Source organism: Mesorhizobium sp. WSM3864 (assembly GCF_002294955.1).
In the GTDB taxonomy this organism is placed as follows: domain Bacteria; phylum Pseudomonadota; class Alphaproteobacteria; order Rhizobiales; family Rhizobiaceae; genus Mesorhizobium.
Map to the genome: position 1 here is coordinate 38,769 of NZ_NSGD01000004.1, position 12,866 is coordinate 51,634.

Below are 12,866 nucleotides of genomic sequence, written 5' to 3' on the forward strand. Positions count from 1 at the left end.
AGCGCCAGGCGCATCGGCGCGCCTGCGCGCATTGGATTGTTCGAGGTGGAGCGGGGCAAGCCAACGTGACGGAGGAGATGGCAATGCCGATCGAGTTCACGCATGTTCCCGGTAAGCCTGCGAATGGCAGCTTCTTCTACGATTTCGCCGAGACGGCGACCAAGCTGTCGCTGATCGAGGATGCGGGGTTCCGCAAGCTGGTGATCGACGATCCGGCCGGCCTGCTCGCCAACATGGACATCGCCGCGCAGACGCTCGACCGCACCCCGGCGCTGGAAGTGGTGCTGACGCACTGGGCCGGTGTGGTCGAGCCGACCGTGGCGGCAAGGCAGCTCGCGGCGCTCGACTTGAGAGGCGGCGGCCGCCTGTCGCTCAGGATGCTGAGCGAGCCGCTCCAGGACAGTGATGCCGAGGCGCGGCCGGTCGGCCACAGCGTGGTTTGGCAGCGCATCGACGAATATCTTGTGCTGCTGAAGCGGCTGTGGTCGAACGACGAGCCCTTCGACCATGAAGGCGCCTTCTACAGCGTCAAAGGCGGTTACGTGCCGCGCAAGGGCCCGCATGGCGGCGACCTCACCATCCGGCTCGGCGGCCAGTCCGGCACCGCGCTGAAGGTCGCCGGCCGGCATGCCGATATATTCGAGCTGGCGGCCGGCTCGCCGGACGAAGTCGCGCAGCTGATGCAGCGTGTGCGCGGCGCTGCAGCCGAGCACGGCCGCGCCGGCAGATTGCGCTTCGCGCTTCCCGTCCGCATTCGCCCCGAAGGCTGGTCCGGCGCCTCCGACCACAAGGCGGTCGAGGTCGCGGGGCCGCCGGCGCGGCTTGCGCTCTCGCTGTTGCCCTATGCCGCGCTAGGCATCGAGGAATTCATGATCGGCGGTATCGACCGTTCCAGCGAGATCGCGCGGATCGGCCGCGAAACGGTCACGCCGATCGCGAATTCGCTGGCTCGGTGCGACGCCGACACCCTGGCGCCAGGAACGTTCGCGTCGCGCTCGTTCACCGGGGCACACCTTCGGTGAAATCGCGGATGGCGGTGAGACCGGCCGCTGCGGATGCCGGTTTCATCAGGACGGGACATAATCGACGCCATCCATGACATAGTCGGCGAAGAGGAAATCGCGGATGCCGGCAATCCGGCCGTTCTCCCAATCGATGAGGATGAAAAAGCGCGGCGGCCCGTCCGGACGATCCGGGCTGGTGACCAGAATGGCGGGGCGGCCTTCGACCGATATCAATTCCGTTCTTCTGCGATCCGCGACAGCGCGGCGATCACCGCCTCCGAGCTCGCCAGCGCGCCGAAGACGCCGTCCTCGACCGTCACCATATCGAGCGCGGCTTCGTGCGCCCGGCCGTCGCCGCTGGCGCAGGCGTCCGCAATCGTCAGGCATTGGAAATTGCGGTCGCAGGCCTCGCGCAGCGTGGTGTGAACGCAGACATCGGTCGTGCAGCCGGTGAACATCAGATGGGTGATGCCGCGCGCCCTCAGCACCAGTTCCAGATCCGTATAGGTGAAGGCGCCGTTGCAGGTCTTGTCGACGATGATGTCCTCCGGCCCGACTTCTATGTCGGCGACGATCTGGAAGCCTGGGCTGGAGCGCAGCAGGATGTCGGTACCGTCCAGTCCCGCCCGCTTGCGGCGCCATTTCTCGTAGGCCGTCATGTCGGCCATGTCGGCGCGGTAGCCCTGTCTCGTGTGGACGATGGCAAGGCCGGCGGCGCGCGCCGCCGCAATCAGCCGGTTCACCGTCGGCAGAATGGCCCGCAGCGGCGAAGGGTCGTAACCTTTCCTGGCGAAATAGCCTGTCGGCGACAGGAAATCCTCCTGCAGGTCGATCACGAGCAGGGCGGCGTTTTGCGGCACCAGCCTGCCGTCATAGGGGAAGTCGAACGGGGTCGCCTTGATCATCGCCTGCTGCCTCGGTTGCGGCTGGCATGGTGGCCCAGCGACGGCGTCGCAGTCCAGGCCTCACGGAGTCCCTATGCGCCGACCCGGATATTTGTTGATGATGGAAGATCTTAATAGTTGACTCTCTGACTCATGTTTTCTAGTCAGACGGCATTGGCGTGCAATGATGACGCGAGGACTAGCCTTGTCCCGGAACGTTTTTTTTGTGGTGCTGGCCGCGTTCGCCATTCTTGCGGCCGGCTCGATCCTTCCCGACATCGCGGCGGCACAGAAGCAGGCTGCACCCGCGGTACCGGTTGCACAAGCGCCTGTTCAGCAGCCCATGACAGCTCCGGCGGCCGTGCAGCCAGCTCAGGCCCCGGCCGGGGCGCAGGCCCCGGCGACGGAGGCACCAACCGCTGCCGAACCGACCGAACCGCGCGTTCAGCCGGCGCCGAGCACTGCTGGGGGCGAAGAGCCTTCCGCCATTGCTCTGACGCTGCCGCATGACCTGTCGCCCTGGGGCATGTTCATGAACGCCGACATCGTGGTGAAGGCGGTGATGGTCGGACTTGCTTTCGCTTCTCTGGTCACCTGGACGATCTGGCTCGCCAAGTCGCTGGAGATCGTCGGCGGCAAGCTCAAGGCGCGGCGCGCGGCGAACGCGATCGGCAATGCCGCGACGCTGATGCAGGCCGGCCGCGCGCTCGGCCACAGCGGTGGCCCGGGCGCGCTGCTGGTGCGGGCGGCGGAGGAAGAGCGCGCCCTTTCGGCGGGCGCGCTGGACCATGCATCAGGTGATGGCCTGAAGGAGCGCGTCACCTCGCGGCTGTCGCGCATCGAGGCGGCAGCGTCCCGGCGCATGTCGCGCGGCACCGGCCTGCTCGCCACCATCGGCTCCACGGCGCCCTTCGTCGGCCTGTTCGGCACCGTCTGGGGCATCATGAACGCCTTCATCGGCATCTCGCAGGCGCAGACCACCAATCTTGCGGTGGTGGCGCCGGGCATCGCCGAAGCCCTGCTCGCCACGGCAATGGGTCTGGTGGCTGCGATCCCGGCGGTGGTGATCTACAACGTCTTCGCGCGATCGATAGCCGGCTACAGGCAGATCCTCGCCGACGCCTCGGCAGGCGTCGAGCGGCTGGTCAGCCGCGACCTCGATTTTCGCACGGTGCCGCCGGCAACCGCGTTGGCAGCGGAGTGAGCGGCCAATGGCGGCGCGGATTCGCGAGACGGCCGGCGACGATCTCGAGGAAAACCACGAGATCAACGTCACCCCGTTCATCGACGTCATCCTGGTGCTTTTGATCATCTTCATGGTCGCGGCTCCGCTTGCGACCGTCGACGTCAATGTCGACCTGCCCGGGTCGACGGCGACGCCGGCGCCACGGCCGGAGACACCGCTGTTCCTGACGCTGAAAAGCGATCTTTCTCTGGCGATCGGCAATGAGGCTGTGCCGCGACCGAGCTTCGCCACCGTGCTCCACAGCCGCACCAAGGGCGACAAGCAGACGCGCATCTTCCTGCGCGCCGACAAGACGGTGGGCTATGGCGAGCTGATGGAGGTAATGAACCTGCTGCGCGCTGCAGGCTACCTCAAGATCGCGCTGGTCGGGCTGGAGACGGCGTCCGGCACCGGGGCTGCGGCCGCGGGCGCCACCTCCGCGCCGGCGACAAGCGGAAGCGAGGCGCAATGACGCAAGCGATCGCCGCCTTGTCCACCCAGCCACGCTTCGGCTTCCGCGAAGCCGGTCTGTGGGCAAGCGCGGCCACGGTTATTTTCGCCGCACATGTCGCGGTCGCTTATGCGGTGCAGAATCTGAGCTTTACCGAGGTGCCGGACGGCGGCCCGCCGCCGGCGCTGGCTGTCGAAATGGCGCCGCTGCCGACGACGCCTGCCGTGCCGGAAGAGGCGGCCATGCTGGACACGGTCACGCCGGAGCCGCCCGATGCAATCGAGGAGGCGCCGGCGGTCAGCGAAGTGAAACCGGTGACCGATCCGGCGCCGGTCATGAAAAGGGTCGAGCCGGTCGCCGAGCCGCCGGTCGTTTCCGACAAGGCGGCGGAGGCCGAACCGGCGGAGACAGTAGCTGCGCTCAGCGAGCGGCCGCCGCTGGACGAGGTCGTGCCCGACCCTGTCGAGGCAGTTACTCCCGACGTCGTCGTTCCACTGCCGCAGCCAAAGCCTCTCGAGGCGCAGCCGAAGGCAAGCCAGCCCGTCGAAGCGAGGAAAAAAGCGGAAAAGAAGCCGGTCGAAAAGCCGAACCAGAGGAAAAGGGCAAAGGCCGCGCCGCCAAAGGCTGTGACGATGGCCGGCATCGATGCCAACGCAGGCGCGAAGGCCGCCGCGCCGCAATCCTCCGAGTCGGTGTCGCGATCGAGCGTCAGCCCGTCGCGCTGGAATTCCAGCTTGGCGGCATGGATCAGGCGGAATACCCGCTATCCAAGCGCGGCGCGCTCCAGGCGCGTCGAGGGCACGCCTGCTGTAACCTTCACGGTAGACGTCTCCGGCAGGGTGGTCTCTGCCCGGCTGGCGCGATCCTCGGGCGATGCGGATCTCGATCGCGCCGCGCTCGGCGTGTTGCAGGGCGCGTCGGTGCCGGCGCCGCCGGCCGAACTCGGCGCCCACGTCACCCGCACCGCGCCTTTCGTCTTCAGCCTGCGCGATTAGATGCCCCGCCGCGCCATGCAACTTTGAGGCTTGACTGGCGGGCGGTAGGGAATAGGGTAGCTGCGAACATATCGGCCTCGGTCGCCGGACGGCAAGAATGCCTCGTATGCCTCGCCTGTCGGCGGCGGCTGCGGGGCTTTTTCATTTTTGGGGCATTGCTTGAAACGGCGTATCGAGATCGGCGTCCTCTATTCGCGATCCGGCAGCTACCAGCTCGTCTCGGACGCGTGCCGTACGGGCGCGATGCGGGCGATCGCCGACATCAATGCCGACCGAAGCTGCGGGATCGAGCTGGTGCCGGTCGAACGCGATCCGCAAAGCAATGCCGACCGCTACGCCTCACTTTGCGAGGATATCTTCCGGACCAGCAGCGCCCGCCACGTGATCGGCTGCATTACCTCCTGGAGCCGCAAGGAGACGATCCCTGTGCTGGAGAAGGCGGGCGGCATGCTCTGGTATGCCTGCCCCTATGAGGGGTTCGAGGCCAACGAGCATGTCGTCTACATGCATGCCTGCCCGAACCAGCATCTGGTTCCGCTGATGGCTCATGTAGCGCCGCGTTTCGGCGCCAACGGCTTCCTGCTCGGCTCGAACTATATCTGGGGCTGGGAGATGAACCGCGTCGCGCGCGACCTGATCGCCGACGCTGCGGGCAAGGTGCTCGGCGAGCGCTACCTGCGCATCGGCGAAACCGACGTTTCGCGCCTGATCGATGAAATCCGCGCCACGCGGCCGAATTTCATCCTCAACAACCTCATCGGCACCTCGTCCTATGCCTTCCTGGCGGCATATCGCGACTTGGGACGCGAGAATGCGGCCTTCAAGGCCGATGCCTGCCCGGTCATATCCTGCAATCTCACCGAGGGCGAGTTGCCGGCGATCGGCGAAACGGGCAGGGGCCATTTGTCGGCCGGACCCTATTTCGCGCCGCGCCCGGCTGCCTTCGCCTCGTCCTTCGAGGCGTCCGCCTATGCATCGGTGCAAGTGATGGCGGACGTGCTCTCCGGCGATCCCGACGCCGGCCCGGCGGCGTTCTCAAAAGCCTTCGCCGGGCGCCGCTTCACGACGCGCCTGGGGCCTATCGCAATCGATCCGCACACGCAGCATGCAACCCTGCCGGTGATCATCGGGCGCATCGCCGATGGATTTTTCGAGGTCGTCAGCCGCGAGGAAGAGGTGGCGCCCGATCCCTATCTGTCGCGTTACGACCCGGCGAAGACCTTCGGCCGTCCGCGGCTCAGGGTGGTGTCGTGAGCCGGTCCGCACGCATCCCCAATCTCGGCGGCGCGCGGGCTTTCGTGCTGCATCGCCCGCACGCGACGGTGCAGGCGATCACCAGGCAGCTGTCGGCGATCGGCCTTGAGGCGGTCGAGTGCTGGCCGCAATTGCCGGCAGAGGCGCTTGCCGCGGATTTCGTCTTCTTCGACGCCGATCTCGGCTTCGACGAGCAGTTCCCGTGGCAGCCGGGCGAGGCGCCGATGCCCCTGGTGGCGCTGATCGGTTCGGAAGCGCCGGGCCGCATCGAATGGGCGCTGTCGCAAAAAGCCGACGCGCAATTGCTGAAACCGGTCGGCAATGCCGGCGTGTACAGCGCGCTGCTGATCGCCCGGCAAAGCTTCGAGGCGGGGAAACGGCTGGCCGACGAGATCACGTCGCTGCGCCAGCGCGTCGGCGAGCGCCAGACCATCGTGCGCGCGGTCGCGGCGCTGTCGAAAGGCAGCGACGACGATCGCGCCTATGCGCAGTTGCGGTCGCTGGCGATGAGCTGGCAGATCAGCGTCGAGGAAGCGGCCCGGCGGATCGTGGCGATGACGGAAGACGAGGATGGCGGTGACCAATCCCATCGCGCCTGATCTCCCGGCGCCGGGCCAAATGCCGGTCAAGCCGCGCGCCGGCGTCTGGCGCCGGCTGCTCAAGCGGCCGCTGGCGCTGCTCGGACTCTTCATCGTCGCCATCGTGCTTGCTGGCGCCATCCTGGCGCCGTGGCTGACCGGCTACGATCCCAACGAGCAGATGTTCGACGGACTGACGCTGGAAGGTTCGCCCTTGCCGCCGAACGCCAAGTTCTGGCTGGGCACCGACCTGCTCGGCCGCGACCTGTTGACCCGCATCCTGTTCGGCGCCCGCACCTCGCTGATCATCGGCATCGTCGCCAACGGCGTGGCGCTTCTGATCGGTACGCTGGTCGGCGTCACGGCCGGTTATTTCCGCGGCTGGATCGGCAGCGCGCTGATGCGCTTCACCGACCTGATGATGGCCTTCCCGGCACTGCTTCTCGCCATCTGCCTGGCGGCGGTGTTCGAGCCGAGCCTTTGGATCGTTGCCATGGTGATCGCGCTGGTCAACTGGGTGCAGACCGCCCGCGTCATCTACACCGAAACCTCGTCGCTGTCCGAGCGCGAGTTCATCGATGCCGAGCGCACGATAGGGGCGAGCGCGCCGCGCATCCTGTTGCGCCATATCCTGCCGCATCTGCTGCCGACCATCATCGTCTGGGGCACGCTCGGCATCTCGACCACGGTGCTGCTCGAAGCCACGCTCAGCTATCTCGGCATCGGCGTGCAGCCGCCGACGGCCTCCTGGGGCAACATCATCTTCGAGAACCAGACCTATTTCCAGGCGGCGCCCTGGCTGGTGTTCTTCCCCGGCGCCGCGATCCTGGCGCTTGCGCTTGCCTTCAACCTGATCGGCGACGCGCTGCGCGACATCCTCGACCCGACGCAGAGGGGGCGGGCATGATCGCCTATCTCGGCCGACGTCTCATCCAGTCGCTGCTCATCCTGCTCGGCGTCTCGCTGATCACCTTCGCGCTGCTCTATCTGCTGCCGGCGGACCCAGTGCGCCAGATCGCCGGCCGCAGCGCGACGCCCGACACGGTTGAAAACATCCGCAGGCAGCTCGGCCTCGACCAGCCCTTCATCGTCCAGTACTGGCACTATCTCACAAGGCTGCTCAGCGGCGATCTCGGCCGCTCCTACATCCAGCGCTCGGAAGTCACCGAGCTCATCGTCTCGCGGCTGCCGGCGAGCCTGCTTCTGATGGTCGGCGCCATCCTGTGCGAGCTCGCGATCGGCCTTACCATGGGCCTGATCGCCGCCGTCAAGCGCGGCACCTCCACCGATCAGACCTTGATGGTCGCCTCCTTTGTCGGCGTCTCGGCGCCGCAATTCGTCGTCGGCCTGCTCCTGCTCTATGTCTTCGCCGTCCGGCTCGGCTGGTTCCCGATCGGCGGCTACGGCAGTTGGCGGCATCTTGTGCTGCCCTCGCTGACCATGGGCATACTCGGCGCCGGCTGGTATGCGCGCATGATGCGCTCGTCGATGATCGACGTTCTGCGCCAGGACTATATGCGCACCGCCCGCGCCAAGGGCCTGGCGCGCGGCGCCATCCTGTTCCGCCATGCGCTGCCCAACGCCATCCTGCCGGTGGTCGCCATGATCGGCATCGACATCGGCGTCTTCATGGGCGGCATCGTGGTGGTCGAAAGCGTCTTCGGCTGGCCCGGCATCGGCCAGCTCGCCTGGCAGGCCATCCAGCGCGTCGACATCCCGATCATCATGGGCGTCACCCTGGTCTCGGCCTTCGCCATCGTGCTCGGCAACCTGCTGGCCGACGTCATCGCGCCCTTCATCGACCCCCGAATTAAACTCAGATGAACAAGACAACAACCAGAGAAAGGGAACAGTGACATGAGACGATTTCTGGCATCCACCGTGGCGGCCTCGGCGCTTGCGCTGATGCTCGGCATGGCAAGCGCGATGGCCGACGATGCGGTCGACCCTAACGCCAAGCAGGGCGGCGCCATCACCATCACCTACAAGGACGATGTCGCGACGCTCGATCCGGCGATCGGCTACGACTGGCAGAACTGGTCGATGATCAAGAGCTTGTTCGACGGGCTCATGGATTACGAGCCCGGCACCACCAAGCTGAAGCCCGACCTTGCCGAAAGCTACGAGATCTCGCCGGACGGCAAGACGTTCACCTTCAAGCTGCGTCACGGCGTGAAGTTTCACAATGGCCGGGAGATGACGGCCGACGACGTCAAATACTCGCTCGACCGCGTCACCAATCCGAAGACGCAGAGCCCGGGCGCCGGCTTCTTCGGCTCGATCAGAGGCTATGACGAGGTCGCCGCCGGCAAAGCGAACAGCCTCTCCGGCGTCACCGCGGTCGATCCCTATACGATCAAGTTCGAGCTGACCCGTCCGGACGCCACCTTCCTGCATGTCATGGCGATCAACTTCTCGCATGTGGTGCCGAAAGAGGAGGTCGAGAAATACGGCGCCGACTTCGGCAAGCATCCGGTCGGCACCGGCGCCTTCAAGCTCGCCGAATGGACGCTCGGCCAGCGCATCGTCTTCGAGCGCAATCCCGACTATTGGCATAAGGGCCTGCCGCATCTCGACAAGATCACCTTCGAGATCGGCCAGGAGCCGATCGTGGCGCTGCTGCGCCTGCAGAAGGGCGAGATCGACGTGCCCGGCGACGGCATTCCGCCGGCCAAATTCCAGGAGGTGATGAACGATCCGGAGCAGAAGGCCCGCGTCGTGGTGGGCGGGCAATTGCACACCGGCTACATCACCATGAACACCACCATGCCGCCCTTCGACAATGTGAAGGTGCGCCAGGCGGTCAACATGGCGATCAACAAGGACCGCATCGTTCAGATGATCAACAACCGCGCGGTGCCGGCCAACCAGCCGCTGCCGCCTTCGATGCCCGGTTACGACAAGGCATTCAAGGGCTATCCCTATGACGTCGCCAAGGCCAAGGCCCTGCTTGCCGAGGCCGGCCACCCCGATGGCTTCGAAACGCAGTTGTTCGCCATGAACACCGACCCCAATCCGCGTATCGCGCAGGCGATCCAGCAGGATCTGGCGGCCATCGGCATCAAGGCCAGCATCCAGTCGCTCGCCCAGGCCAACGTGATTGCCGCCGGCGGCGACAAGTCCGGCGCGCCGATGATCTGGTCGGGCGGCATGGCCTGGATCGCCGATTTCCCGGATCCGTCCAACTTCTACGGACCGATCCTCGGCTGCGCCGGCGCGGTGCCGGGCGGCTGGAATTGGGCGTGGTACTGCAACAAGGATCTCGATGCCAAGGCTGCCGAAGCCGATTCGGTCGTCGATCCGGCAAAGTCCGCGGATCGCGAGAAGATGTGGAGCGCGATCTACGACAAGATCATGGAGGACGCACCCTGGGCGCCGGTCTTCAATGAGCAGCGCTTCACGCTGAAGTCGGCCCGCATGGGCGGCGCCGACAATCTCTATGTCGACCCGGTCCATATCCCGATCAACTACGACAATGTGTATGTGAAAGATGTGCAGTAACTGCGACTACACCATCCACGGGCGCCATCACCACTTCGGCTGGGACAATTCCTTTGCCCCGGCCGAGCGCGTGGCACCTGGCTCGACGATCGAGTTCCAGTGCCTGGATTCCTCCGGCGGGCAGCTCAAGGCCGACAGCACCGTCGGCGATATCGCCAGCCTCGATTTCGGCATGATCAACCCGGTGACCGGGCCGATCTTCGTCGAGGGCACCGAGCCAGGCGACGCGCTGAAGGTGACGATCGAAATGTTCAAGCCGTCCGGCTTCGGCTGGACGGCGAACATTCCAGGCTTCGGTCTGCTTGCCGACAACTTCAAGGAGCCGGCACTCAACATCTGGAAATACGACGCCGGCTCGCTCGAGCCGGCGCTGTTCGGCAGACACGGCCGCGTGCCGCTGAAGCCGTTTGCCGGCACGATCGGCAACGCGCCGGGCGAGATGGGCTACCATTCGGTGGTGCCGCCGCGGCGCGTCGGCGGCAACCTCGACATAAGGGACCTTGCCGCCGGCACCATTCTCTATCTGCCGGTGGAAGTGGCAGGCGCGCTGTTTTCCGTCGGCGACACGCATGCCGCGCAGGGCGATGGCGAAGTGTGCGGCACTGCGATCGAGAGTCCGATGGACGTCGTGCTCAAGCTCGACCTGGTGAAGGACGCGCGGCTGAAGACGCCGCGCTTCACCACGCCGGGCCCGGTGACGCGGCATCTCGACGCCAAAGGTTATGAGGTGACGACCGGGATCGGGCCCGACCTGATGACCGGCGCCAAGCAGGCGGTCAGTCAGATGGTCGACCTGCTTGCCGGCCGATACAAGCTCGACCCGGTCGACGCCTATATGCTGGTCTCGGTCTGCGGCGATCTCAGGATCAGCGAGATCGTCGACATGCCGAACTGGGTGGTGTCGTTCTACTTCCCGCGCTGCGTGTTTGAATGAGAGGTCGGCGCCCCACCCCCGCCCCGCTGCTTCGCAGCGACCCTCCCCACAAGAGGGAGGGTAAAACGCCAGCGCCCTACCTCCCCGGCGTCGGGAGGTCGGACCAAAGGTCCGGGTGGGGACCGGCGCTCCGACTTGCTCGGGGAGAGCAATGACTCAAAGCGTTCGCGAAGTTCCATCAGCGCTGGCCGGCGAGGCGGTGCTGGAAATCGCCGGCCTCAGCGTCAGCGTGCGCGGCGAGGATGGCGAGCGCGAGGTGGTATCCGGCCTGTCGCTGTCTCTCAAACGCGGCGAGACGCTGTGCATCGCCGGCGAGTCCGGCTCCGGCAAGTCGATGACCGCGCTGGCAATCATGCAATTGCTGCCGCAGCCGGCCGGCCGCATCGCCGCCGGCACGATCCGGCTTCGCGATAAGGATGGCAGTGCCGTCGAGCTGACGGTGCTCGACGAACGGCGCATGCGCGACATTCGCGGCGACCGCATCGCCATGATCTTCCAGGAGCCGATGACCTCGCTCAATCCGGTGCTGTCGATCGGCCGGCAGCTCACCGAGTCGATCGAGGCGCATACCGGTGTATCCCACACGGAGGCCAAGCTGCGCGCGGTCGCGGCGCTAAAGGCGGTGCGCATCTCCGAGGCCGAAAGCCGGCTGGAACAATTTCCGCACGAGCTGTCCGGCGGCATGCGCCAGCGGGTGATGATCGCGATGGCGCTGGCGCTCGAACCCGCCGTGCTGATCGCCGACGAGCCGACGACGGCGCTCGACGTGACCGTGCAGGGCGAGGTGCTGGAACTGCTGCGCGACCTGCAGCGCCAGCACGGCACCAGCGTGATCCTGATCACCCACGACATGGGCGTCGTCGCCGAAATGGCCGATCGGGTGATCGTCATGCGCAACGGCCGCATGGTCGAAGAGGGGACGACATCGGCTATTTTTGCCAGGCCGCAAGCTGCGTATACGCGCGAGCTTCTTGCCGCCGTTCCGCGCATCGGCTCGGGCGCGCGACGCCGGGCTTCCGGCGAGTCCGACGTGGCGGCAATGCAAGACAAGGTGGCGGTCGTGAAAGACCTGCATGTCCGCTTCGACCTGCGTGGCGGCTTCTTCGGCCGCGTCAACCGAAGGGTGCATGCCGTCGAAGGCATCAGCTTCTCGATCGCGCCGAACGAGACGCTGGCGCTGGTCGGCGAGTCCGGCTGCGGCAAGTCGACCACCGCCAAGGCGCTGGCCGGCCTCGTTCCTTATAGCGGCGGCGTGACGATCGGCGGACGCGAATTGTCCCGCCTCGGGCGCGACGAGCGCAAGGCGGTGCGACGCGACGTGCAGATGGTCTTCCAGGACCCTTATGCCTCGCTCGATCCGCGCATGCGCGTCGGCGAGCTGGTGGCGGAGCCGCTGCTGATCCACGGCATCGGCTCGAAGGAAGAACGGCGCCAACGCGTGGCAGCGCTGTTCGAGCGGGTCGGTCTCTCGTCTGAGCAGATGGAGCTTTATCCGCATGAATTCTCGGGCGGCCAACGCCAACGCATCTGCATCGCGCGGGCGCTGGCGCTGAGGCCGAAGCTGATCATCGCCGACGAGAGCGTTTCGGCGCTCGACGTTTCGGTGCAGGCGCGCGTGCTCGATCTCTTGAAGGAGCTGCAGCGCGAATTCGGCGTCGCCTATCTGTTCATCTCGCACGACATGGCGGTGGTCGAAAACGTCTCGGATCGTGTCGCCGTCATGTATCTCGGCCAGATCGTCGAGATCGGCAGTCGCGACCAGGTGTTCTCCAATCCGCGCCATCCCTATACGCGGCGGCTGATCGAGGCCGTGCCTGTTCCCGATCCGTCATTGCGCCGGACACGCTTTGCCCGTCTCGACCGCGAAATTCCAAGCGCGACGCGGCGGATCGGCGAGAGCGTGCCGAAACTGGTGCTCAAGGATTTCGGCGGCGGACATTTCGCCGCCGTCGGAGATTGATCAGGATCACGGCCTGCCGCATTCAGCCTGGCATTCGATTGGCTTTTTCGGGAGCGGCGATCTGTCCGTTTCGGGATGGG

The 12,866-nt window shown here is 66.1% G+C and carries 13 protein-coding genes; 11 read left to right on the forward strand and 2 right to left on the reverse strand.

Translation table 11 applies throughout. The features are described from left to right. Positions 1 to 83: 83 nt before the first annotated feature. Positions 84 to 1,022, forward strand: coding sequence for an LLM class flavin-dependent oxidoreductase (locus CK215_RS10480; RefSeq protein ID WP_095779842.1), 939 nt, complete (start codon positions 84 to 86; stop codon positions 1,020 to 1,022). A gap of 45 nt (positions 1,023 to 1,067) precedes the next feature. On the opposite strand, the gene CK215_RS31285 is transcribed toward CK215_RS10480, so the two are convergent. Continuing rightward, complete coding sequence (locus tag CK215_RS31285; RefSeq protein WP_170950272.1) at positions 1,068 to 1,238, reverse strand: hypothetical protein; 171 nt, start codon at positions 1,236 to 1,238, stop codon at positions 1,068 to 1,070. Continuing rightward, positions 1,235 to 1,909, reverse strand: coding sequence for an isochorismatase family cysteine hydrolase (locus CK215_RS10485; RefSeq protein WP_095830902.1), 675 nt, complete (start codon positions 1,907 to 1,909; stop codon positions 1,235 to 1,237). Before CK215_RS10485 ends, CK215_RS31285 begins: the two co-directional genes overlap by 4 nt. Before the next feature lie 166 nt (positions 1,910 to 2,075). On the opposite strand from CK215_RS10485, the gene exbB reads away from it, so the two are divergent. The 10 genes from exbB to CK215_RS10535 all read left to right on the forward strand — a co-directional run bounded on the left by exbB (position 2,076) and on the right by CK215_RS10535 (position 12,786). Then, complete coding sequence (exbB, locus tag CK215_RS10490) at positions 2,076 to 3,092, forward strand: tonB-system energizer ExbB (RefSeq protein WP_095831108.1); 1,017 nt, start codon at positions 2,076 to 2,078, stop codon at positions 3,090 to 3,092. A 7-nt stretch (positions 3,093 to 3,099) separates the two neighbouring features. Further along, positions 3,100 to 3,585, forward strand: coding sequence for a TonB system transport protein ExbD (gene exbD, locus CK215_RS10495; protein WP_095830903.1), 486 nt, complete (start codon positions 3,100 to 3,102; stop codon positions 3,583 to 3,585). Beyond that, positions 3,582 to 4,559 (forward strand): energy transducer TonB, encoded by a 978-nt coding sequence (locus CK215_RS10500; protein ID WP_095830904.1) that lies wholly within the window; start codon positions 3,582 to 3,584, stop codon positions 4,557 to 4,559. Before exbD ends, CK215_RS10500 begins: the two co-directional genes overlap by 4 nt. Before the next feature lie 159 nt (positions 4,560 to 4,718). Continuing rightward, positions 4,719 to 5,813, forward strand: a complete 1,095-nt coding sequence (locus CK215_RS10505) for a transporter substrate-binding protein (protein ID WP_095826242.1) — start codon at positions 4,719 to 4,721, stop codon at positions 5,811 to 5,813. After that, entirely contained in the window at positions 5,810 to 6,412 is a 603-nt protein-coding gene (locus CK215_RS10510; RefSeq protein WP_095830905.1) for an ANTAR domain-containing protein, read from the forward strand. Before CK215_RS10505 ends, CK215_RS10510 begins: the two co-directional genes overlap by 4 nt. Before the next feature lie 19 nt (positions 6,413 to 6,431). Further along, positions 6,432 to 7,298: an ABC transporter permease gene (locus CK215_RS10515; protein ID WP_176478976.1), complete on the forward strand. Its 867-nt coding sequence runs from the start codon at positions 6,432 to 6,434 to the stop codon at positions 7,296 to 7,298. Next, on the forward strand, positions 7,295 to 8,215 hold the full coding sequence (locus CK215_RS10520) for an ABC transporter permease (protein ID WP_067323079.1): 921 nt from the start codon (positions 7,295 to 7,297) through the stop codon (positions 8,213 to 8,215). The genes CK215_RS10515 and CK215_RS10520 overlap by 4 nt, the downstream gene beginning before the upstream one ends. A 33-nt stretch (positions 8,216 to 8,248) precedes the next feature. After that, complete coding sequence (locus tag CK215_RS10525) at positions 8,249 to 9,892, forward strand: ABC transporter substrate-binding protein (protein WP_095830906.1); 1,644 nt, start codon at positions 8,249 to 8,251, stop codon at positions 9,890 to 9,892. Continuing rightward, complete coding sequence (locus tag CK215_RS10530; protein WP_095830907.1) at positions 9,882 to 10,826, forward strand: acetamidase/formamidase family protein; 945 nt, start codon at positions 9,882 to 9,884, stop codon at positions 10,824 to 10,826. The genes CK215_RS10525 and CK215_RS10530 overlap by 11 nt, the downstream gene beginning before the upstream one ends. 151 nt (positions 10,827 to 10,977) lie before the next feature. Beyond that, positions 10,978 to 12,786, forward strand: coding sequence for an ABC transporter ATP-binding protein (locus CK215_RS10535; RefSeq protein WP_095830908.1), 1,809 nt, complete (start codon positions 10,978 to 10,980; stop codon positions 12,784 to 12,786). Positions 12,787 to 12,866: the final 80 nt, after the last annotated feature.

Coding starts and splice junctions, on each gene's coding strand:
- CK215_RS10480 (WP_095779842.1), top strand. CDS start 84: ATGCCGATCGAGTTCACGCATGTTCCCGGTAAGCCTGCGAATGGCAGC.
- CK215_RS10485 (WP_095830902.1), bottom strand. CDS start 1,909: ATGATCAAGGCGACCCCGTTCGACTTCCCCTATGACGGCAGGCTGGTG.
- exbB (WP_095831108.1), top strand. CDS start 2,076: ATGACGCGAGGACTAGCCTTGTCCCGGAACGTTTTTTTTGTGGTGCTG.
- exbD (WP_095830903.1), top strand. CDS start 3,100: ATGGCGGCGCGGATTCGCGAGACGGCCGGCGACGATCTCGAGGAAAAC.
- CK215_RS10500 (WP_095830904.1), top strand. CDS start 3,582: ATGACGCAAGCGATCGCCGCCTTGTCCACCCAGCCACGCTTCGGCTTC.
- CK215_RS10515 (WP_176478976.1), top strand. CDS start 6,432: ATGCCGGTCAAGCCGCGCGCCGGCGTCTGGCGCCGGCTGCTCAAGCGG.
- CK215_RS10520 (WP_067323079.1), top strand. CDS start 7,295: ATGATCGCCTATCTCGGCCGACGTCTCATCCAGTCGCTGCTCATCCTG.
- CK215_RS10525 (WP_095830906.1), top strand. CDS start 8,249: ATGAGACGATTTCTGGCATCCACCGTGGCGGCCTCGGCGCTTGCGCTG.
- CK215_RS10530 (WP_095830907.1), top strand. CDS start 9,882: ATGTGCAGTAACTGCGACTACACCATCCACGGGCGCCATCACCACTTC.
- CK215_RS10535 (WP_095830908.1), top strand. CDS start 10,978: ATGACTCAAAGCGTTCGCGAAGTTCCATCAGCGCTGGCCGGCGAGGCG.